Genomic DNA, 24,239 nt, shown 5'->3' on the forward strand with positions numbered 1-24,239 from the left:
TTTATGAACTTACAGAAAACGTTTTGCCTCCTAGGCGCTTTCACTATACTACTTTTCGTTTCTGGTTGCGATGCTGATGCTCCTAAGGAAACGGCAGTTGCTCAAAATGAGGACACCTTATTTACTCTAATGCCATCAGACAGTACGGGAATAGACTTTTTTAATGCCATTAAGAATGAAAAGAATTTCAACATTTTTAAATACCGCAACTTTTATAACGGCGGTGGGGTTGCTATAGGCGACATAAACAACGATGGTCTGGCGGATATTTATATGTCTGCAAACCAGGGTAAGAACCAATTATATCTTAATAAGGGAAATTTCCAGTTTGAGAACATAACCGAAAAAGCTGGCGTGGGCGGGAACAAACCGTGGTCCACTGGAACGCTAATGGCAGATGTTAATGCTGATGGGTTGCTAGATATCTATGTAAGCAATGCGGGTAATCTGGAAGGAAACAATCACGATAATGACCTCTACATAAACAACGGGGACTTGACCTTTACGGAAAGTGCCGAAAAATATAATCTTGCCAAAACAGGTTTCTCCACCCACGCTACATTCTTTGACTACGATAAAGACGGAGACCTAGATGTGTACATTCTTAACAACAGTAATATTCCTGTAAATAGCTTGGGCTACGCAGAGCAACGCGATAAACGCGCGCAGGACTGGGAAAATGTGCCGGATATCTTCCGAGGTGTGGGAGATTTATTAATGCGCAATGACGGCGACACCTTTACTGATGTGAGTGAGGAAGCAGGGATATATGGAAGTTTGATAGGTTTCGGTCTCGGTGTGATGGTTACAGATATTAACAATGATTTGTATCCAGATATTTATGTGTCTAACGATTTCTATGAAAGAGATTACCTCTACCTAAACAATCAAGACGGCACGTTTACCGAGGATATTAAGAACTGGACGTCGCACCTAAGCCTCTCTGCAATGGGCGTAGATTTTGCAGATGTGAATAATGACGGCCTCCAAGACGTATTTATTACAGATATGCTCCCCGACGGCGAGGAAACTGTAAAATCTGTAATGGAGTTTGATGGTTATGATGTCTATAAAACAAAACAGCGTAAGGATTTTTACCAGCAGTTTATTCAGAACACATTGCAGATAAACAATGGCAACGGTTCCTTTTCTGAAACCGCCTATTTCAGTGGCGTAGAGGCTACCGACTGGAGCTGGTCTGGTGTACTGTTTGATATGGATAACGACGGCTACCGCGATATTTATGTGACAAATGGTATCAATCACGATCTAACAGACCTGGACTTTGTAGATTTTTTTGCAAATGATATAATACAGAAAATGGCACTTACGGGTAAAAAGCAAGCCATAGATTCAATAATCAATAAAATGCCACAACGCCCCGTTCCCAACTATGCCTTCCGCAACAATGGTGATATCACATTTACAAATAAGGCAGACGACTGGGGTTTGGGAATTAAAAGTATGTCTAACGGCGCCGCTTACGGAGATTTAGACAACGATGGAGACCTGGACCTCGTGGTAAATAATGTAAATATGGATTCCTTTGTGTACCGGAATAATACACAAGAAAAAACGGACAATAATTACCTCCAGCTCACATTTCAAGGACAAGATAAGAATCCATTTGCAGTGGGAACTTCGGTAAGATTGTATTACGATGGCAACAGCTATTTACAGGAATTAATTCCCTCACGTGGTTTCCAGTCTTCAATGGATTATAAAATGACCATTGGTCTGGGCGAGACTAAAAAAGTTGATTCGCTCCGCGTGATTTGGCCCAACGATGCCACACAGTTACTCAACAATGTGCAAGCAAACCAACTGCTCACAATGAAGCAAAGCGAGGCGACTCAGACCTACATCCCGCCTTCAAAAAAGACAAAAGCACTTTTTACGGAGTTACCTAATAATAACCTTGTTGCTCACAAAGAGAACAGCTATAACGACTTTGACTACGAGGGGCTTATTGCAAAGCAACTCTCGCAGGAAGGTCCTTCTCTGGCCGTAGGCGATGTGAACGGAGACGGCAATGACGATATTTATCTGGGCGGCGCGAGTGGTCAGCCTGGACAATTGTATATGCATTCTGGCGACGGAAAATTGAAGAGTGTTACTATTCCCGCTTTCGCGAAAGATGCCTCCCTCGAAGATACCGCTTCCATATTTATAGATGTAGATAACGACGGAGATCTAGACCTAATGGCAGGCTCCGGCGGAAACGAAGTAGGCAAAAACGTAAATTATCGTCCTCGACTCTACTTTAACGACGGAAAAGGAAATTTCACAAAATCCGCAACCGAACTACCGAGCGCTTTTCAGAACATATCAGTTCTAGCACCTTATGATTTTGATGCAGACGGAGACGTAGATGTATTTGTAGGGTCGCGAAGCGTTGTAGGTGTTTACGGAGTAGACCCAAAACACTCCTTCCTAGAAAATGACGGAAAGGGTAACTTTACCGAAAGTGTAGAACGTGTCGCTTTCCCGCTGAAAGATGCAGGGATGATTACAGATGCAAAATGGCTGGACATAGACGGAGATAATAAAAAAGACCTACTCACCATTTCAGAATGGGGCACGCCTCAAATTTTCCGTAATAATGGCCGAAGACTTACAAAAATGAAATCCTCGCTAGACAGCCTACACGGCTGGTGGAACGTGCTGGAATTAGAAGATCTGGACAAAGACGGGGACTTAGACCTGATTATTGGGAACGAGGGAACAAACCTACATTACAAACCAATGCCCGAAGCACCGCTCAAGATGTACATCAACGATTTTGACAACAACGGAACCATTGAGCAGATAACGACATTTAACCAAGACGGAAAGGACTACCCTATTCACCAGAAAAAGGAACTTACGGCGCAACTTGTAAAGCTTAAAAAACAAAATTTGAAAGCATCAGAGTATGCCACAAAAACCATTCAGGAACTTTTCCCAGCGAGTGAATCCTTCAACAACTCAATCGTAAAAAAAGTTGAGACCGGAGCTTCAGTAATTGCAATAAATGAGGGCAACGGAAACTTCACGATTAAAGAACTCCCCTATCGTGTGCAACTTTCCTGCGTTTGTGGGATTACCTGCACAGACGTAAACAATGATGGGAATACAGATATCATCCTAGGCGGAAACAACTTTGAATTTAAACCTCAATATTCCCAACTAGATGCAAACTACGGAAGCGTTCTTTTAGGAAATGGAAAGAATGAATTTGCGTGGCAAGACTACGGTCAGAGTGGTTTTTACGTGCGTGATGAAATCAAGCATATCTCACAATTCAAAGACAAGAACGACAATACCTTCTTTATGGTAGCTATTAATAATCAGAAACCTAAGATTTTTAAGCGCAATGATTAGACGGCTAACTATTGGACTTATCCTTATAGCATTTTGGAGTTGTGACAAAGAGCCAGAGCTCTTTACAAATCCGAGTGCCCAAGAAACAGGCCTCGACTTTGTAAATACGCTTACAGAAAGTGACGACCTCAATATTCTAGACTACCTCTATTTTTATAACGGTGGTGGCGTCGCGGTAGGAGACATAAATAATGACGATCTACCCGATATTTACCTCTCGGGAAACCAAGTGAAAAACAAACTTTACCTCAACAAAGGGAATCTTAAGTTCGAAGATATTACAGCTACTGCTGGTGTCGCCGGAAATAGTGACTGGAATACAGGAACCATTATGGGCGATGTAAATAATGATGGACTTCTGGACATTTACGTGTGTGCCGTTGTGGGAATAAACGGTTTTGGGGGACACAATGAACTTTTCATAAACAACGGAGACAACACCTTTACAGAAAGCGCAGGGAAATACGGACTCGATTTTGACACTTACAGCTCTTCTGGAGCATTTTTGGATTATGATGGAGATGGAGATTTGGATTTGTACTTGCTCAATCACGCCGTGCACACACAAGATTCCTTCGGCAAAGCAGATTTAAGATATACGCGCAATTATGAAACGGGCGATCGTTTAATGCGCAACGACGGTGGCACCTTTACAGATGTGAGCGAGGAGGCAGGAATAATTGGCGGTATAAACAGCTACGGTCTAGGCGTCGCCATTGCCGATTTTAACCAAGACGGACGACCTGATATCTACGTGGGAAACGATTTTCACGAGGATGATTATTATTACTTGAATCAAGGGAAGGATAGTACGGGTGTAGTACGCTTTCGCGAAAGCTTAAAAGACCACTTTGGCCACACATCGCGTTTCTCTATGGGTAACGATGTGGCAGATATCAATCATGATGGCTGGCCAGATATGATTTCCTTAGATATGCTCGCCGAAGATGAAAAAGTACTCAAGGCCTCTGAAGGTGACGATCCTATCCAAACCTTAAAACTCCGCACCGAACGTTACGGTTATCACTACCAGTTTACGCGCAATATGCTTTATGTAAATCAGCAAGGATACGATTATCAGGAGACGGCATTGTTGAGTGGAGTCTCTGCAACAGACTGGAGCTGGAGCGCCCTTTTTGCCGATTTTAATCAAGATGCACAGCAAGATTTGTTTATTTCAAACGGTATCCCAAAACGCCCTAACGACCTGGATTACATCAACTTTGTATCCAGCGACCAAATTCAAAACAAAATAAGCAACACAAAACTGATGGACCAAAAGGCCATCGACCTGATGCCTCGTGGTAATGCGCATAATTACGTTTTTGAAGGGACGTCTTCTCTAAAATTCAACGATAAGTCTAAGGCTTGGATTAAAAACGACACACTAATTTCTGGTGCCACGGCGCTAAGTGATTTGGATAATGATGGTGATATTGACATTGTGGTAAACAACCTAAATAGCCCTGTAGCTGTATATGTGAATAAGACGAATGAGCAAGCAAACTACCTAAAAATTAAACCCAAGTATTCAGATAGAAATCCATTTGGGATAGGGACAAAAGTGATTTCCTATCATAAGGGCATCAAGCAGTACAAGGAGTTGTACACCGCTCGTGGTTTTCAGGCATCTTCGGAGCCTCTAATACATTTTGGCTATGGCAATGACAACACGGTCGATTCTCTGCGCGTGATTTGGCCCGACGGCACCACACAGCTATTGAAATCGGTTGCTACGAACCAAACGCTCAAGATTAAGCCTGAGAACAACAAACAATTTGATTATACTACCTTAAAGCCTGAACATTCAGCGCTTTTTGAAAAGGTAGATGGAAATCTAGGGCTCAATTTCAAGCACGAAGAGGATGATTATCTGGATTATAACAGGCAAAAACTCATTCCGTATCAAATTTCCGACCGCGGACCTGCTGTTGCTGTGGGTGACCTAAATGGTGACGGAAAAGAGGATATTTTCTTTGGTAGTTCGAAGTTTAAGGACTCTCAGGTTTATGTGCAACAGGATTCTATTGGCGAAGGTGGCGCTTTCGCGAAAGCGTACAAATCATCATTAGCTACAAACAACGTTACCGAAGATGTCGTAGCCACCATTGCAGATTTTAACGGAAACGGTAAAAACGAACTGTTTTTAGGAACAGGCGGTGGCGATTTTTACAATAGGGCAAAGGCGCTTAAGGACGTTTATTTTTCTGTTCAAGATTCGACATTAGTCGCTCAGCAACTTCCTGAGATGTTTGAAAACGCTTCTGTGATCGCACCCTATGATTACGATAGTGATGGTGATATAGATGTTTTCATCGGGAATCAAGCGGTCACTAATGATTTTGGGGCAATGCCTACCTCCTATTTGCTCGAAAATGACAAGGGACAATTTATGATAGCTGATGCTAGCGATTTAAGCAATCTCGGGATGGTGACAGATGCCATTTGGAATGATTTTGATAACGACGGAACTAAAGATTTAATTGTCGTGGGAGAATGGATGGCACCTCAGTTTTACAAGAATACCAATGGCAAACTTACTCGAGTAAATCTTACAAAGGAGAAACTTAAAGGCCTCTGGCAGGCGATTGTTCCATTTGATATCGATGGAGATGGTGATACCGATTATATTCTGGGCAACTGGGGAGAAAACAGCAAGTTTACTGCAAGTGAAGATGTTCCATTACGTATGTATTACAAGGATTTTGACGATAATGGGCAAACAGAAACTGTGGTTGCGACTCAAAAAAATGGGAAATACCATCCGCTTGAAGATTTTAATAATCTCTCCTCACAGATGGTAAGCCTGCGCAAGAAATTTAATACGTACTCCAGTTTTGCAGGGAAATCTGTAGAAGAAATCTTTGAATCAAAAGAGCTCAAAGATGCTCAAATCCTTGATGTAGAAACGTTGAAATCAGGGTTCTTGCGCAATGATAATGGTGCTTTTACTTTTATGCCTTTTGGTTTAGAAATGCAAGTGTCGCCCATAATGGCTTTTTGTACATTTGATTTTGACGGAGACGGCAAAGATGAAGTCCTAGCAGGTGGAAATTACTTTGGCGTAAAACCCTATCACGGTAGGTTTGATTCTTTCTCTGGCGCATTGATTAACACGGAGACTGACATTATCTCAGGACACCGACTTGGCTTGGATTTTGCACAAAAATCACTACGTCATTTAAACATTATTAACGTTAAGAAACAACCATACTTGCTCGCAACATTTAATAACGACAGCTCGCAGGTATATCGTTTAAAGAAATAATACAATGAAACATTTATATACGGTAGGCATAGCAATACTGCTCTTAACCGTTTCTTGCAAGGAAGCGCAACCTATTGAAATCACTCCAGATAACTTTCACGCATCTATAGATAATGTGACGAAGGTCATCATACACGATATTTTTTCTCCGCCAGTAGCAAGTAGGATTTATGCTTATCCTAATATTGCCGCTTACGAGATTTTAGCCAGCAACAACCCAGATTTCCAGTCGCTGGCGGGACAGCTCAATGATTTTACCGCCATACCTCAACCAGAAGCAGAGACCACGATAAATTATGACCTCGCCGCTCTTGTCGCTCATATGCAATTGAGCAAGCAACTCATTTTTTCTGAGGATAAAATAGAAGTCTATCGAGATAGTCTTTATAATGTTTGGCGCAATCAAAACGAAGAAGAATTTACGACTTCAGAGGCTTACGGAATGAAAGTAGCTGACCACATAAGCAAGTGGATAGACAAGGACAATTACAAGCAAACGCGCACGATGCCCAAGTTTACGGTACAGGCAGATGAGCCATCGCGCTGGCAACCTACACCACCAGCTTATATGGCAGGGATTGAGCCACATTGGAATAAGATTAGACCTTTTGTTATAGAAGCTCCAGACCAATTTAAACCTGTTCCTCCTCCGGCCTTCTCGATGGAAGAAGATTCAGATTTTTATAAAGAACTTAAAGAAGTATATGACATCAGTCAGGACATTACGGCAAAGGGTGACGAGACTGAGGAAATTGCCATTGCTCAGTTTTGGGACTGTAATCCTTATGTTTCTGTGACCAGAGGTCATTTGATGTTTGCCACTAAAAAGATAACGCCTGGAGGTCACTGGATAGGAATTACAAAGATCGCTTCAAAAAAAGCCGGCTTTGATAATATGAATACCTTGTACGCTTACGCGAAAACTTCTGTTGCAATGGCAGATGCTTTTATAAGCTGTTGGGATGAGAAGTATCGTAGTAACCTCATACGCCCAGAAACACTCATAAATGAGTATATAGATGATAGCTGGAAACCGATACTACAAACACCACCGTTCCCAGAATATGTAAGTGGTCACTCTGTGGTCTCTGGCGCCGCTGCCGAAGCATTGACAAGTATTTTTGGAGACAACTTTTCTTACAATGACGATACAGAAACCCCTTATGGAATTCCTGTACGCAACTTCCCATCTTTTAGAGCAGCCGCACAAGAAGCTGCCATAAGCCGTATGTACGGAGGAATACATTATCGTGCAGCAGTAGACGTAGGTCTTAAACAGGGACAAGACCTCGGGAAATATGTAGTGAACAACCTAGAAATGAAAGTAAACAACGCACAAGCCTCGAACTAGTTGATTTATGAAAAAAGCGATCATTGCTATTGTACTTATTTTGGTTTTAGGAATTTTGGGATACCTTTTTGTTTATCCCTATAACTATCAAGTAAACTTTGAAGCCAAAACAAACCCAGGCACCCTAAATCAATCCATCAAATCGTGGAATTCCTCACTTGAAAACGGTGAGATTATCGCTCAAGATGGCTGGGAGCATTTGGAACAAAAAATCGTACAAGGGGATTCTACATATATCTATACTTGGGACATTACCCCAATTAATGATTCTCTTTCTAAGGTTAAAGTGCGTATAGACGATAAGGAAAATGATCTCCCTTTAAAGCTTGCAGTCCCCTTTAAAAAAACAGACTTCGAAATACGTACGAAGGCTACGGTTAAGGAATTTTTTGACTTAATGAATAGTCATCTTGATGAGATTCGAGTAACTATAGATGGAAAAAGTATTACACCTGCCACTTATGTTGCTTACGTACCCCTCAAGGGATTGCAGATCGAAAAAGCTAGAGGGATGATGCAATACTATTCCCTCCTTACGAATCGGATGATTAAGTATGATGTAGAACTTAATGGACCTCCCTTTGTCGAAGTGACCGAATGGAATACTAAAACAGACAGTATTCATTATAACTTTTGTTTCCCGATTAAATACGCTAAGGATCTTCCCGAAGACCCTATCATAAAATACAAACGGATCACATCAAAAGAAGCCATAAAAGCGACCTATAATGGTAATTATATCACATCAGATAGGGCTTGGTACGCATTACTACAATATGCAGAGGACAACAACCTCGAAGTTGAGAAAACCCCGCTAGAATCCTTCTTTAACAACCCAAATATGGGAGGCGATGAGCTTAACTGGCGCGCAGATATTTATATGCCGCTTAAAGCGAAAGAATAACCAGAATGAAAGGAATAGTACTCGATGAACAATACAATGGCGAGGATTTTACCAAACATCCTTTCAAAGCTACCGAGTACGACAACTGCACATTTATAGATTGTAATTTTGCTACAGTTCACGTGTCCAATAGTGTCTTTATGGAATGCTCTTTTGAAAACTGCAACTTTACAAACGCAAAATTTGGAGGAACGACGCTAAACGATGTAACTTTTAATACCTGCAAATTACTTGGTGCTGATTTTAGTGTGCTCAATGATTTTATGCTCAAGTTATTATTTGAAAACTGCAGTTTAGATTTAGCAAATTTTTCGGGTCTTAAATGTCCAAATACTCTATTTGAAGAATGCTCGCTTGTAGAAACTGATTTTACAGATGCAGATATATCAAACACTGTTTTTAAGGACTGCAACCTTACAAATGCCATTTTCTCAAATACTAATCTTGAAAAGGCAGATTTCAGAACGGCTATGCATTACACCATTGACCCTACTAAAAACAGAATGAAAGGTGCGCAATTCTCCCGTACAGAGGTTCACGGATTGCTAAATAATTTTGGAATCAAACTAGATTAGTTCTCTTTTTCCAAAGGATTACTTTCATACACCCTAACATAATCCACTTCATAAGTCTGAGGAAAAATACTGTTATTTATTTCTCCTCCAAAATTTCCTCCCACAGCCATATTTAATAGAATATAAAAGGGTTGTTTAAATGGATAATTCTCTTCTGTCTTTTCCTGAGGAGCAAATCGATATACCTCTTCATTATCTCTGTAAAATATGATGCGCTCTTCATTCCAATCGCAGGCATAAGTATGCCACGCACTATTATCTTCTAGGAATGTTTTCTTAGTATTTACTGTATTTCCGCTACTCGCCTTTGTGTGTAGTGAAGTAAACAAACTATCTGCATCACGTCCTACCCATTCCATAATATCTACCTCGCCACAGCGTGGCCAGCCTACTTGATCTATATTCTTACCTAACATCCAGAAAGCAGGCCAGAGACCTTTCCCTTTAGGAAGCTTGATTCTTGATTCTATATACCCATATTGGAAATCAAACTTGCCCTTAGTAGTAATTCTTGAAGAGGTGTAGATACTATCTTTAAGTTGTGCGTGAATTTTTAATGTTCCATCAGAAACTTCTGTGTTCTCTTTAGTATAGATTTGAGGTTCATTGTTTCCCCAGCCACACAAATCTGGACATCCATCTCCCAGCTTGTAATTCCAATTGGATTCATTTAAAGTTGTTCCATCAAACTCATCTGACCAAATCAAGGTGGACTCACTTTGCCTTTCTTGCTTACAGCTCGTGAGGACTAAAAACATAAGAAATCCTGAAACCCATTTCATCTGGCTACTGTGATCGTACATTTTTCTCCATTTACAAGAATCTCTAGGTCATCGCCACTATCGAGACTAAATGTCGACTTATTCTTAGCAACCTCAACCTTTACAACTTGACCTCTAAAATTCACTTTAAAGGAATACGAATGCCATGCATCTGGTATTTTCGGTTCAAAAGAAAGCTTGTTATTCCTTACGCGCATCCCGCCGAAACCTTCGACCACACTCATCCACGTGCCTGCCATACTTGTGATGTGCAAGCCTTCCTCAACTTCTTTGTTATAATCATCCAAGTCCAATCGTGAGGTGCGCAAGTAAAACTTGTACGCCTGTTCCATTCGATCCAACTTTGCTGCTTGTATTGCGTGTACACAAGGGGAAAGCGATGACTCGTGCACCGTAAACGGTTCATAAAAGTCAAAGTGTTTTTCAAGTTCTTCGGTTGTAAAATTATCTTCAAAGAAATAGAATCCCTGCAACGTATCTGCCTGTTTAATGTATGGCGACCTTAAAATCCTATCCCAAGACCATTTCTGATTTATAGGGCGTTGCGATTTATCCAGCTTATCAACGGTGACAAGCTCTTTATCTAAAAACCCATCTTGCTGTAAGAAAACGTCGTACTCCTCGGAATATGGAAAATACATCTGCTCAGCAGTAGATTTCCACGAGAGGATTTCGTCAAAGGACAGCTTGGTCTTCCCCGTGATGCGCTTCCAGTCGTCTTTATGGTTGTCTCTTAGTTCTTCCGCTTTCGCGAAAGCGTACTCCAGACACCACTTTGCTATATAATTTGTAAACCAGTTATTGTTTACATTGTTCTCGTATTCGTTGGGTCCTGTGACCCCAAGAATTACATACTTATTCTTTGCTTTAGAAAACGTAGCTCGCTGACGCCAAAATCTCGCAACGCCCACAATCACTTCCATTCCCATCTCCACAATGTAACTGTAATCGCCCGTGTAGCGCTCATAGTTGTGAATTGCAAATACCATAGAACCGTTACGGTGTATTTCCTCAAAGGTGATCTCCCACTCATTGTGACATTCCTCACCGTTCATCGTGACCATAGGATATAAAGCCGCACCATTCTTGAAGCCCAATTTTCCCGCATTCTCAATGGCTTTGTCTAGTTGATTGTAACGATAGGTCAATAAATTTCGGGCAACCTCTTGATCCTTAGTCGCCATATAAAACGGAATGCAATACGCCTCCGTATCCCAATAGGTCGAACCTCCGTATTTCTCACCCGTGAATCCCTTTGGACCAATATTAAGACGAGAATCTACGCCTGTATAGGTTTGATTGAGTTGGAAAATATTAAAACGAATTCCCTGTTGCGCCTTCACATCGCCATCTATCGTAATGTCTGCCATTGCCCAAACCTGCGCCCAAGCGTCTTTTTGAGCCTGCAACATCGCATCATACCCCTGAGTGATTGCCGTATTTAAAACTATGGTTGAAGCAGTCTGTAAATTTTCTTTAGCGTGATTTAGATCAGAAACGTACCCGCCAAATTTGTGTATCGTAAACGTCTCGCCTTGCTTCACATCCGTCTCGTACTCGTGACCGATATACGTCGTGGTCTCTTCCTTATGACCTATGGCACCCTGATAAGAGGTTTTAGTTTTATGCTTTCGCGAAAGCGTAATCTCTCTCCCGTCTATAAACAGACGATTGCGCATCATAGTTGTCACGTGAAAATTAGTTTTCATCGTGTGCGCTGTGATAAATGCCGCGTCTTCATCATCTGTCACCGAAAGTGTGTTCCAAAACTGGTCGTCCCAGTTTGAATCTTCATTTGTAACACCACTATCGAGATAGGGTTCAAAGATGATGGTTGCATCTTGATTGAGCGGTTTTATACTATACTTTATCGCTCCGACTTCATTCAACGCTAAACTCAAAAACCGCTGGGCTTTTACCGAAACCTCAACACCATTTTTTAAAGTTGCCTTAAATGAACGGTCTAACGTTCCGTACAACATATTAAGCTCCCGACGGAAATCACTCACAGAAACGCAGGTATGTAAATCCAATCGCTCACCGTTTACTTTTACCTTAATACCTATCCAGCTGGGCGCATTCAGTACTTTTGCAAAATATTCTGGATAACCGTTTTTCCACCACCCTACTTTAGTCTTGTCCGGATAATACACCCCACCGATGTAACTTCCCTGAAAGGTCGCGCCGCTGTACTCCTCTTCAAAATTTGCACGTTGCCCCATCGCCCCGTTCCCGAGACTCATTAAACTTTCTGAGGATTTTACGTGTTCTGGGTTCCAACCTTCTTCTATGATGGACCAAGGATTGGGTTTTATATATTCTAAGTGCATAGTGTTTTAGATATGAGATGTTAGACCTGAGATATTAGGGCAAATTTAAAAGGAAGGTATTTATCGTTCAATCAACTCCATTAAAAAAGCATCTGAAATTTCTGTAAAGTCTTGAAATACATAATCGGCTTCGTGGAGTACGTCTTTTTCGCCTATTCCTATACTCACCATTCCGGCACTATTAGCCGCTTGTATTCCGGCGATACTGTCCTCAAAAACGATACAATCTTTGCGCTCTATATTTAAAGCTTCACCGCCTTTTAAAAATACCTGAGGATCTGGCTTTGCAGCTGTCACATCATTACCGTCTACAATCGCCTCAAATTTATGGATGAGATTTAATTTTTTAAGAATAGGGCGTGCATTTTTACTGGCGCTACCCAAAGCGACTCCCTGCTCTTTTTCTAACAGAAAATCCAATACTCTGGGGATGTCAGGCAAAATTTCACTTTCGTCCATCTTATCAATATATTTAAGATATTCGGTGTTCTTCTGTACGAGCCAGATGTCTTTTTGATCTTCGGTTGCATCATAGTCTGCTAGGTCCAAGAGAATTTCCAGCGACCGTACCCGACTTACTCCTTTAAAGAGTTCGTTCTGTTCTTCGGTAAAATCAAAGTTCATTTCTTTAGCCAGATTTCTCCACGCCAGATAATGAAACTTTGCTGTATCTACTATAACTCCGTCTAGGTCAAAAAGGAATGCTTTTTTTTTCATTTCAATTCAATTTCCGCGAAGGCGGAAATCCCATCCAACCATTCGCATTTTTTAATTCGTTTTATGAATTACAAAAGCGGAAGTCTAGTTCCGCTTTTGTAATCTATGTTTTTTAACTGTTGTGACCTTTTTCGCGAAAGCGAAAAAAACAATCTTAATACTGAGAGGCTACTTCACTTTTCTGGTGCTCTCCCTTTCTATCAAACTGGTATTAATATATGAAGTCGTATACTCCTCTACTTCTACCTCTGGTCCTTCCAGTTTATTAATGAGCAACTCGGCCGCGCGACGCCCCATTTGTTCTCCGTGTTGACTCACCGTGGTAAGGCTAGGTGTAGCATATTTAGATAAATCTCCATCAGAAAAACAAACGATGGATACATCAGCTGGGATAGACTTACCATTTGTGTGCAATGCCTTTGAAGCCTCGACGGCAAAAAGTTCATTTATGGTAAATACGCCATCTATATCTTTACCTTTAAGGAAATGCTTGATCTTTGCAATGCATTGATCGTCACAAGAGTCAATATTATCCAGCTTTAAAATTAAATCTTTGTCTACTCGGATATCGTAAGACTCGAGCGCCTCGATATAGCCTTTAGTACGCAGTTTTCCTACGGTCACATAATCTTCGGTTGTGATGATAGCGATTTTTCTACATCCTGTTTTTAGGAGGTGAGTTACACCCATTTTTGCGCCTTCTCTATCGTCTACTAGGACTTTATCGCTCGGTATCCCATCTACCACTCGATCAAACTGAACCACAGGCATTCCTTGATCTATCGCTTCGGTGAGGTGGTGAAAGTCGTTTTTTTGCATCGTTTCCTTAGCTAGTGAGAGGATAAATCCGTCCGTACTTCCGTTTGCCAGTAATTCCATATTCATCACCTCTTTCTCAAAGTCGTTGTTAGAAAGACAGATGATAACGTTATAATTATGCTCTCTTGCCATTTGCTCCACACCACGTATTACGGTTGTAAAAAAGTGATGCACAATCTGCGGAATAATAATCCCAATGGTTCGTGTTTTTCGGTTCTTGAGACTTAGCGCAATGTTGTTAGGTTTGTAGTTGTACAACTTTGCAAACGCCTTGATTTTTTGGCGGGTATCTTCACTTATCTCTGCGCTATCTCGCAATGCTTTGGATACGGTAGAGATGGAAACGTCCAGTTCTTTGGCGATAAGCTTTAATGTAAGTTTTCTTTTCATAATCTAAGTTGTAAAAATACGCTTTCGCGGAAGCAAAACCATTAGGAGTACAATTTACTCAAATCCTTTTTGAAAGTAAAGCTAGCTATCAAATTCTTATCATATTGCAATGAGTAGGGTTAAAAAGATAACAGAGTTTTCTTCTATGCTTTTGCGAAAATAACATTGTAATCATTTGTAATGAGAAAAAATAAATACCAAAAAAGAAAAAAAAGTAGATATTTGAATATGACCAATGCATAATTTTCTTGCTGATAACACTCTCAAATATTATTATTCTCATAGGCGTAATTCAAGGATTTGTTTTTGGAGGTATTTATCTATTTTCAAAGAAATTTAGGAATAGGAGTACTATGTTTCTAGCCCTACTTATTATTACCTTCTCTTATAATAATCTTCAGTTTTACATTTCTGGTGCGGGGATACTTCCAGGCAACCTAATGTATGCGACCTTTTACATTCCTGTAGGGTCTTTGATACCCGTATTCATAATTCAGTATGTTCAGGAGTTTCTTAATTTTAAAGAAAATAAGAAAAGTAGGAGTAGCTTACTTTTGTACCTCCCATTCTCAATCTTTCTAATTCTTGCTATTGCATTAAAAATAGATTCTATAGGAAATGTCAATGCCGTTAGTAAACCTGTATGGCAAAATATAGGCAAAGTGCAAAGCTTATTCTCAATGGTTTACACACTTGCTCTAATTGCTATTTCCTTTATAAAAGTACGCAGAAGCATTCCTCATTTTAACAGAAAAAAGCAAAAGCAAGTTGCCGAATTAAGATGGTTACACACCATGCTATTTATACTATTTATACTCACCTTATTATGGGGATTAGCCTTGTTCAAGTATATCACAAATGTTTCTTTTAAAGGATATTTTACAGCCTTATGGATAGGACTCTCCCTAGCCATTTACTGGCTTGGACATATTGGGATTTATAAATATGGAATTCGTCAAGAACGAAAAAGTCTCAGCGACTTTTCTAAAAAACTAGATAGTAACTCAGATTCTCAAAAAGCAAGTAACGGTCACATCGCGAGCATACATGACATCGTGAAGACTAAAAAAAGATATCTAGATGCTACCTTTTCTTTAGAACTTCTCGCACAGGAGCTACAACTAAGCACAAGCCACCTCTCTCGAGTTTTTAATAATGAAATGCAGACAAGCTTTTCAGACTATATAAATGCTCTTAGAGTAGAAGAAGCAAAGCGCTATCTTAAAAATCCAGAGTTTAAGAATTACACCTTAGTTGCGATAGGCTTAGAGGCTGGTTTTAACAGCAAGACTACTTTTAATACAACCTTCAAAAAGATGACTGGACAGACTCCTTCCCAGTTTAAAAAAGCAAACTAATTATGTTCCGTTTTTTGTGGTTTGCAAATATCCTGAACTCTTAAACAGCTAATTTACAATAGTTTCGATAGCATATCTAAAATCTCTTGATATGAATCGTTCACAAGTATTAGCAGGAGCACTCTGCATTATTATTTCTACATCTTCCTGCGATCGCGCTCAGGCAGTAAAAGATACGGAGGAATCACCAAGCCTATTAGGCTTAGTCCAAAACACCGAGCAAAACAATAATAGCACGAGACGTCCTATTAAGTACTTCCCCGTGCGGGATGCTCAACGTAATATGCTTATGGGTGTCTTACCCATTCCATCTGACTGGAATTTAAGCACCGCAGATGACAACATAACATTCTTAGAAAGCCCTAAAGGGGTAAAAGTTCTATACATCGCTGGCAACGAATTTTTATACTCTCAAAATCCGTATATCAATCAAAGTTTCCAGCAAATGGGTTTTGATACAAAACCACCGCAATCTTTTGAAGAGGTACTATCTCTTTTAAAAGAGCATGCAATAAAAAAAGGGGTAAACTATGTAAAACAATATCCACTTCCACAACTCGAAGCGGTAGACGCTAGCTTAGACAGACTTATATACAAGCCAGTACCAGAACAAAAAACAGCTCAAGTAGTAGCTACAGAATGGATAGATACAAAAGGCAACGCTTCTCTCTTAGTGTTGCATTATTATGTTGCACAAACTGAACAATCCCTCTATTGGGGTTATAGAATTGAATCTATGGAGGCGCCTCAAGACCATTTTAACACCGCAAAGAGAGATTACCTGAACACACTTATAAATACACAAATCAACCCACAATGGTTACAAACAATTAACGCCGAAAATCGTCAAAAATCACAACAGATGATGGCTAGCCATAACCAGCGTATGGAAGCACTACGAGCTCAAGGCCGGCAGATTATTGCCGCTGGAAAACAACACGATGCAATGACCTCACGTAATCACCAAAAATTTATAGACGGATTAAGGGATGAGATTAATGTCACAAGTCCTGCCACAGGGCAAACATATAAGGTGAATTTAGGCAGTAATCATTACTGGATTAATGACAGCAACCAGCTCATTACCAGCAATGATGCAACTTTTGACCCGAATCAAAACAACGATAGTCGTGGAGTTTGGGTGGAGGCACAAATAAATAATTGAGAATAGTGTAGCTGTTGTACGCTTTCGCGAAAGCGCACTATTAAACAATAAAAAACAATAATTATAACCATTCTAAAATCAACATTATGAAATCGTTCAAATTACTTTTTGCACCACTACTGGTATGTTTAATTTTTCAACTCTCAGCCTTTGCCCAAAAAACCTATACAAACGCTACAAATAATGACTCTTGGCACGACCCTCTTAACTGGTCTCCTCAAGGAATCCCTACAGCTGCAGATAATGTCATTATACCACAGGGCGAGATTATAAATATAGGTGACACGGGTGCCAGCGCAAATGCTAATTTTCTAACCGTCGAGGAAGGAGCAATTGTTACTAAATTCGGAAGCTTAGCATTAGTGACGCAAACAGGTGGAAATTTTGCGCCCGGAAGTGAGTTAAATGTTTTAGAAGGCTGGATAACCACCATTAATGGACCAATAATTATAAATGGTGAATTGAACAGCATAGGTATGCTTTCAAAAGGAATAAGCGGAAATAATTCAAATCAGTCCTCTGTTGAGATTACTGGGACAATGCAAATACAATCTCCTAGCGAACCATTTTTAATGAATCTAGTTACATTACACATTTTTCCTTCTGGGATATTAACTATTGAAGAAGGGTCAATAGCTAACGTTAGTTCTTCAAGGCTACTCAATCAAGGCATTATACAAAAAACTGCTGGCACAGAGACTTTTGAGATGGCAACACCCTTTGAAAACGATGGTGGAACTATAAATATAGATAGCGGCTCCGTGGAATTTACACGTCCTACAACATTTACAGATGGAGCATACAATGTAAATAGCGATGGATTTCTAAGCTGGGATAGCAATAATACCTACTTCTTAAATGGAACTTTAACGGGGCAACTGGACGGCCCGTTTATCATAAATTGTAATTCCGTAAGATTGTCTAATGGAGGTGAAAACTTTTTAGATTTTTCAGGCCCTGCGGTTATCGAGTGGATAGGCGGGTCGCTCGAAACGCAAGCCGCACCAGGCAGTATATTAATCAATAAAGTTTTGATGAATATTTCAGATACGGGTTTAAATGCACAAATAGCAGGTGGTGCGACCTTAAAAAATGAAGGCACCATAAACTTTACAGGTAGTCCTAACCTTCCCTTTGATATTGCTAGCAATTCTTTTTTAGAAAATACAGAACAAGGCCTTATTACAGTAGTTGATGATGTGGTTATAAGAGGCGCCGGATTTGTAAATAATGGAATTGTAGAAAAAATTTCGGGTTCCGGAGTTGCTCGCATCTTGAATTTAATAAATAATGAGTCTGGCATAGTACGCATCACGCAAGGCACTCTTGAATGTACAAATGGCTATGAAGGCAAAGGACGCTTAACTGGCGCTGGGGCGCTAGAGGCAAACCCCTTTGACGATATTGAAAGTAGGATTGCACCTGGAAACGACGGTCCAGGTACATTAACGTATAACAACGCAGGGTCTTTTGATTCTACCACAGATTGTATATATGAAATAGAGATAAATGGCTCTACCCCTAGTACCCAATACGATGTATTTGCCATTGAAACCACAAACCCTGTAGCAGAAATTAATGGCACATTTGATATTCAATTAAGTTATGCTCCCCAGGTAGGTGATGAGTTTGTAGTGATTACAGCTGGTACAATTACGGAGTGTAATCTACCATCACAGGTCTCTGGATTTTTTGGTGGCATGGAATACATTTATGATGTTATATGCAATACCGACAACGTGACCTTGCGCGTGATTGATGCTGTACTCAATATTACAGAAAATTCAATCCGAACTGTAAAAGTATATCCTAACCCTACTGAAAATCAATTTACAATTCAACTGGATACTACTAAGTCAAAAATAACAGCGACCATTACAAATATCCTCGGGCAGGTGATTAGTTCCGAACGATTTCTAAATACCGATACCTTACAACTTAGGCTAGAAGGTAGCTCGGGGATTTATTTTACCACCATAACAGATGACTTGGGTTTTTTAAAAACCATTAAAATGGTAAAAAGATAAAATCAAAAACTACCATGTAAACCGCTGTATAATCTACAAATACAGCGGTTTTACTTATATAATAAACAGTGTTCAACAGGGTGATTTAACTTTGCCTATATATTGCTATATTTAGGCAAATAAAATATATGCGCTCAGTTTACATATACACCATAGTCCTTTTTTTTCTATGCTCAGCTTGTAAAGAAGAAAAGACCTCTGTTTCAGACGAACAAGCAAAAGTTGAATTTTCTCAAGACCGCTTTCGCGAAAGCTACCGCCCGCAATACCACTTTACACCACCAGAAAAATGGATGAACGACCCGAATGGGCTCCTCTTCCATAACGGAACCTACCATCTTTTTTATCAATACTACCCAGAAGACATCGTCTGGGGACCGATGCACTGGGGACACGCCACCTCTAAGGATTTGATACAATGGGAGCACAAACCCATTGCATTATATCCAGATGAACTTGGATTAATATTTTCGGGTAGTGCTGTAATGGATATTGACAACACTTCGGGACTGGGCACTAAAGAAAACCCGCCTATGGTTGCCATTTTCACCTATCATTTAATGGCTGGAGAACAAGCAGGCCGTAAAGATTTTCAAACACAGGGAATTGCCTACAGCTTAGATGAGGGAGATACGTGGACAAAATATGATGGCAATCCTGTCATAGGGAATGATGGTATCAAAGACTTTAGAGACCCAAAGGTGATGTGGCACGAAGCTTCAGGCAAATGGATAATGTCTCTCGTTGCGGGAGACCACGCCAAGTTTTACAGCAGTTCCGACTTAAAGGACTGGAAGCTGGAGAGTGAATTTGGCAGAGAAAACGGCGCTCACGGCGGCGTTTGGGAATGTCCAGATTTATTTCCGCTACAGGTAGAAGGTAGCGACGAGCAACAATGGGTTTTGCTTATAAGTATCAATCCTGGAGCGCCCAATGGTGGTTCGGGAACACAATATTTTGTGGGTGATTTTGACGGAAAAAAGTTTACCACCACTCAAAAAGAAACTAAATGGCTGGACTACGGCACTGATAATTATGCGGGAGTAACTTGGAACGGTCTTCCCGACGACGAACGTACCTTTATAGGCTGGATGAGTAACTGGACCTACGCCAGAGATACACCCACAGAAGTATGGCGTAGCGCGATGACCTTGCCACGAAAATTGACATTGCACCAAAATGATAAAGGCTACTACCTAAAAAACTTCCCTGTTAACCAAATTGAGAATTACACCCAAGAACCTTCACTTCAAACCAATGGTAAGGCAAATGTTCTAACGGGAGAAGACTTCAACCAAAACCGCATAAACTTTGAAATAGATGAAAAACTGCAGGACTTTAAGGTAACCTTCAGCAATGAAGCCGGCGAAAAATTGCAATTAGGTTATAACGCCGAAAAAGCAAACTTCTTTGTAGACCGTACTGCATCTGGAAAAGTAGATTTTCAAGCCGATTTTGGTAAAGAGGTACACTTTGCACCTTCTATCGCAACTTCTGAAACCGAAAATACCTTTAGCATTTTTATAGATGCTTCCTCCGTTGAGTTTTTTGTAAACGGTGGAGCGGTCGTGATGACGGAGCAAATTTTCCCTACACAACCCTATACTTCCATAAGCTTTGAGGGTGATGTTACTTACAAAGACATTACAAGTTCAAAAATAGAGCGCATCTGGGATTGAAAAATACACCAATGAGACAATCACTTTTTTTAATCACCGCTTTATGTATTATGTTGGGGTGCCAGCAAAGAACATTAAGTCCAGAAGATGCCGTAACTCAATATTATAATGGCTTTGCCTCCGGCGATTACAACGAGGTGAAATCTGTGATAGACGATAGCATTACTCTTGTTGCGGGAGATTATGTGATGCCTTTTTCAAAAGAAAGCTACTACGAGCAGTTTAAATGGGATTCCATTTTTCAGCCAAAATATGAATTGGTGTCCATAGAAAAACAAAATGACGACATTATAGCAACCACAACGTTAAGCACTATAAAACACAAGTTTCTAAAAAATGACCCAATGTCTTGCTCCTATAAAATCTCATTTAAGGAAGGAGCAATATCCAGAATTCAAGAATTAAACTGCCCTGATGCAGATTGGAAAACTTGGGCGCAACGCAGGGACTCCCTATTATCTTGGATAAATCAAAACCATCCCGAGCTGGATGGCTTTATAAATGATTTGACAATGAGAGGTGCTCAAAACTACTTAAAAGCCATAGATTTATACACCACCAGAAAAAACACTTTACAAAATAAACCACTCTGAATTATTCCTAAATAGCCATACCAATGAAAGAAATTACAAAATGGAGTATTACTGTAGCCTTAGCGGGATTTTTATTTGGATTTGACACCGTTGTCATAAGTGGTGCAAACCAACCCATAAAAGATTTATGGAATATGTCTCCGCTCTTTCACGGGACATTTATTATGAGTATGGCACTGTGGGGTACGGTTGTAGGGTCACTCCTCGGCGGTTTTCCTACAGATAAAATAGGACGTAAGAAAACTTTATTTTGGATTGGAGTTCTCTTTTTTATCTCGGCCATAGGGAGTGCGCTTGCGCCAGACCCTTATTCCTTCTCGTTTTTTAGGTTTATAGGTGGTGTAGGTGTAGGTGTTTCATCGGTGGCCGCTCCTATTTACATTTCGGAGATTACGACCGGGGAAAATCGTGGTAAACTAGGCGGATTGTATCAGTTTTGTCTTGTTTTCGGTATTTTGATTGCCTTTGTATCTAACTGGGCGCTGGATGGCGTGGGCGGTGATAGTGACTGGCGCTGGATGCTCGGTGTCGAAGCGATTCCTGCTTTTCTATATACAGTAATGGTGCTAAAAGTTCCGAACAGTCCGCGATGGCTTGCGCTAAAGAAGAAGGATGATGCAGGTGCTCTCGAAGTCTTAAATAAAATGTATGAGCCCGCTTTCGCGAAAGCGCAACTAGCCGAAATAAAAGCAGACCTTAATCAGCCGAAATCTAGTGACAACCTGTTCCAAAAGAAGTACAGTCGTGTGTTATGGTTAGGATTTTTAATTGCATTTTTTAATCAACTTTCAGGAATCAATTTTGTCCTATACTACGCGCCCGAAATTTTAGAAAAAGCGGGACTGGGAGGTGCAGAGTCTTTATTCAACTCAATTGCAATCGGGATTGTAAATCTTGTGTTTACACTGATTGGAGTGCGATTGTTAGACAAACTAGGAAGAAGACAACTCATTATTATAGGATCCATAGGATATATATTTAGTCTTGTAATGGTCGGGATTTGTTTCCAGTATGACCTAGGCCCAGCAATGTTACTCACCTTTATTTGCCTTTTTGTAGCCTCGCACGCTATAGGCCAGGGTGCGGTGATTTGGGTATTTATCTCTGAGATATTCCCGAATAGGGTACGCTCGTACGGACAGTCTTGGGGTACGAGTACGCATTGGGTTTTTGCGGCCGTAATAACACTTATCACTCCGTTCTTTATAGATAAAAATGAAGGTATCCTTACAGACACGGTCTGGTATATTTATTATTTCTTTGCAGGAATGATGGTGCTTCAGTTATTGTGGGCCATCTTTAAAATGCCAGAGACCAAGGGCGTTTCATTAGAGCAACTAGAAAAAGAATTAATACCTGAAGATGAGTAAGACATTGAAAATAGCCTCATTTGGCGAAGTGTTGTGGGATGTATTTCCAGATAAAAAAAGACTGGGTGGAGCACCACTTAATGTGGCGTTACGCCTACATTCTTTTGGCGCAGACGTGTCTATGATAAGTGCTGTGGGAAAGGATGCTCTTGGCAAAGAAACTTTAGAGCTTCTAGAAAAAGAAAAACTGAACATTTCAAATATTCAGACGAACGATTTCCCTACTGGATCCGTACAAGTTACTTTGGACAAAGGTGGCTCCCCATCTTACGAAATACAGAGTGAAGTTGCTTGGGATAACATCCTTGCTACTAAAGAAGCTAAAACTGCGGTGCAGGATTGTGATGCTCTGGTTATAGGTAGTCTCGCTTTTCGCGAACCTGCCTCGCCGGCAGGCAGGAGCGTAAACCAAAACACGTTTCAAGAAATTATCGAACTTTCAGATTATACCATTTTTGACCTTAACCTACGACCTCCTTATTATGACCTCGATGTCGTGGGTGAACTAATGGAAGTGGCAGATTTTATAAAAATGAATGATGAGGAACTGGAACTTCTAGTAGTAACCCTAGGCATCGAAGAAAAAACTCTGGAAGATGAGCTCAAGGCGATTGCAAAGCTCACTAATACAACTTCTGCTTGTGTAACGTTAGGCTCAGAAGGGGCGATGCTTTTGCACAAAGGGAAAGTATATATTCAAGAAGGGTTTAGAATCAAAGTTGCAGACTCTGTAGGGGCTGGTGATTCCTTTCTTGCTGGACTCGTTTTTGGTCTTTTATCTGGGGAAGATCCTCAGGACTCGCTCACGCTGGCGTGCGCTATTGGTGCTTTGGTCGCTAGTAAATCTGGGGCAAATCCTGCGATTTCTCAAGAGGAAATAGACAAGTTGATTGGGTGGTAAGTAAAATTACGCTTTCGCGAAAGCGCAACCATCAAAAACACCAAAGGCATGAGCTCAAACTTTTAAATGAAAAAAGGGCACCAGCTTTATTGCTGGTGCCCTTAAAGTATTTAAATGAGATACTACAACTTATAATAGTTTATGTCGCAGCGTTAATCCTCAATGAGTGATTGGCGACCCACTAAGTTTAGGATAATATTGATTTTCTTAAATAGAGTTCCATCTCATAGCGGTTCTTGAGAATCAACTGATTAAGGAGTATTTGATCTTTATATGATTCCACTTTCTCTTCAAGAGTTACCCTTTTCACCTTCTTTTCTGACTTTGAAGACCCTGAAGCTCCGTCTTGGGAGGGAACTTTTAAAAATAATGAAGTAATATAATTGATCATGTTCAAAAGATTTAGAGTTGTGGCTTTGGACGTATCGATGCGCAACACCTAACAAGAATCTGAACTTTTTTTATCAAAATAAGTAAGAAAAATCATACACTTAAATTTTTTTTAGATTTGATAAAATTGATAAATATCTGACAAATAAACAATTACACTGCCTTGTAAATTAATTATTGTATTAGAGGATACCTACATAAATTATTGCTATTACAAATGTAATGTGTTATTTAAAAATGATAATAGCATAATACTT

General features: G+C 40.3%; 16 protein-coding genes. 12 read left to right on the forward strand and 4 right to left on the reverse strand.

The genetic code is table 11. The features are described from left to right. The first annotated feature begins 3 nt into the window (after positions 1-3). Genes EAX61_RS09690 through EAX61_RS09710 form a run of 5 tightly spaced genes read left to right on the forward strand, consistent with a single transcriptional unit; the run spans position 4 to position 9,461 of the window. Positions 4-3,363 carry a VCBS repeat-containing protein gene (locus EAX61_RS09690; RefSeq protein ID WP_121917488.1) on the forward strand — a complete coding sequence of 1,120 codons (3,360 nt, stop codon included), beginning with the start codon at positions 4-6 and terminating at the stop codon, positions 3,361-3,363. Further along, the gene (locus tag EAX61_RS09695) at positions 3,356-6,631 is read left to right on the forward strand and encodes a VCBS repeat-containing protein (protein ID WP_121917489.1); all 3,276 of its coding nucleotides are present in this window, start codon (positions 3,356-3,358) and stop codon (positions 6,629-6,631) included. The genes EAX61_RS09690 and EAX61_RS09695 overlap by 8 nt, the downstream gene beginning before the upstream one ends. 4 nt (positions 6,632-6,635) lie before the next feature. Then, the gene (locus EAX61_RS09700; protein WP_121917490.1) at positions 6,636-7,982 is read left to right on the forward strand and encodes a vanadium-dependent haloperoxidase; all 1,347 of its coding nucleotides are present in this window, start codon (positions 6,636-6,638) and stop codon (positions 7,980-7,982) included. 7 nt (positions 7,983-7,989) lie between these two features. Further along, positions 7,990-8,886, forward strand: coding sequence for a GyrI-like domain-containing protein (locus EAX61_RS09705; protein WP_121917491.1), 897 nt, complete (start codon positions 7,990-7,992; stop codon positions 8,884-8,886). Positions 8,887-8,891: 5 nt separating this feature from the next. Beyond that, positions 8,892-9,461, forward strand: a complete 570-nt coding sequence (locus tag EAX61_RS09710; protein ID WP_121917492.1) for a pentapeptide repeat-containing protein — start codon at positions 8,892-8,894, stop codon at positions 9,459-9,461. On the opposite strand, the gene EAX61_RS09715 is transcribed toward EAX61_RS09710, so the two are convergent. From EAX61_RS09715 to EAX61_RS09730, 4 genes are all read right to left on the reverse strand, one after another. Continuing rightward, positions 9,458-10,264 (reverse strand): glycoside hydrolase family 16 protein, encoded by an 807-nt coding sequence (locus tag EAX61_RS09715; RefSeq protein WP_121917493.1) that lies wholly within the window; start codon positions 10,262-10,264, stop codon positions 9,458-9,460. The two genes, EAX61_RS09710 and EAX61_RS09715, sit on opposite strands and share 4 nt — an antisense overlap. After that, on the reverse strand, positions 10,240-12,573 hold the full coding sequence (locus EAX61_RS09720; RefSeq protein ID WP_121917494.1) for a glycoside hydrolase family 65 protein: 2,334 nt from the start codon (positions 12,571-12,573) through the stop codon (positions 10,240-10,242). The genes EAX61_RS09715 and EAX61_RS09720 overlap by 25 nt, the downstream gene beginning before the upstream one ends. 60 nt (positions 12,574-12,633) lie before the next feature. Beyond that, positions 12,634-13,290: a beta-phosphoglucomutase gene (gene pgmB / locus EAX61_RS09725; protein ID WP_121917495.1), complete on the reverse strand. Its 657-nt coding sequence runs from the start codon at positions 13,288-13,290 to the stop codon at positions 12,634-12,636. Positions 13,291-13,458: 168 nt separating this feature from the next. Next, complete coding sequence (locus EAX61_RS09730; protein WP_121917496.1) at positions 13,459-14,499, reverse strand: LacI family DNA-binding transcriptional regulator; 1,041 nt, start codon at positions 14,497-14,499, stop codon at positions 13,459-13,461. Between the two features lie 353 nt (positions 14,500-14,852). Between EAX61_RS09730 and EAX61_RS09735 the strand changes: the two genes are divergently transcribed. The 7 genes from EAX61_RS09735 to EAX61_RS09765 all read left to right on the forward strand — a co-directional run bounded on the left by EAX61_RS09735 (position 14,853) and on the right by EAX61_RS09765 (position 23,592). Beyond that, positions 14,853-15,857 (forward strand): helix-turn-helix domain-containing protein, encoded by a 1,005-nt coding sequence (locus EAX61_RS09735; RefSeq protein ID WP_147448358.1) that lies wholly within the window; start codon positions 14,853-14,855, stop codon positions 15,855-15,857. Positions 15,858-15,948: 91 nt separating this feature from the next. Beyond that, complete coding sequence (locus tag EAX61_RS09740; RefSeq protein WP_121917498.1) at positions 15,949-17,022, forward strand: hypothetical protein; 1,074 nt, start codon at positions 15,949-15,951, stop codon at positions 17,020-17,022. An 86-nt stretch (positions 17,023-17,108) separates the two neighbouring features. Continuing rightward, complete coding sequence (locus tag EAX61_RS09745; RefSeq protein ID WP_121917499.1) at positions 17,109-19,049, forward strand: T9SS type A sorting domain-containing protein; 1,941 nt, start codon at positions 17,109-17,111, stop codon at positions 19,047-19,049. A gap of 128 nt (positions 19,050-19,177) precedes the next feature. Next, entirely contained in the window at positions 19,178-20,728 is a 1,551-nt protein-coding gene (locus tag EAX61_RS09750) for a glycoside hydrolase family 32 protein (RefSeq protein ID WP_121917500.1), read from the forward strand. Positions 20,729-20,739: 11 nt separating this feature from the next. Then, a complete protein-coding gene (locus EAX61_RS09755; RefSeq protein WP_121917540.1) occupies positions 20,740-21,321 on the forward strand; it encodes a hypothetical protein in 582 nt (193 codons plus the stop codon). A 23-nt stretch (positions 21,322-21,344) separates the two neighbouring features. Next, positions 21,345-22,691, forward strand: a complete 1,347-nt coding sequence (locus tag EAX61_RS09760; RefSeq protein WP_121917501.1) for a sugar porter family MFS transporter — start codon at positions 21,345-21,347, stop codon at positions 22,689-22,691. Continuing rightward, positions 22,684-23,592, forward strand: a complete 909-nt coding sequence (locus EAX61_RS09765; protein WP_121917502.1) for a carbohydrate kinase family protein — start codon at positions 22,684-22,686, stop codon at positions 23,590-23,592. Before EAX61_RS09760 ends, EAX61_RS09765 begins: the two co-directional genes overlap by 8 nt. The last annotated feature ends 647 nt before the right edge of the window (positions 23,593-24,239 follow it).

The organism is Dokdonia sinensis (assembly GCF_003688895.1).
Taxonomy (GTDB): Bacteria; Bacteroidota; Bacteroidia; order Flavobacteriales; family Flavobacteriaceae; genus Dokdonia; species Dokdonia sinensis.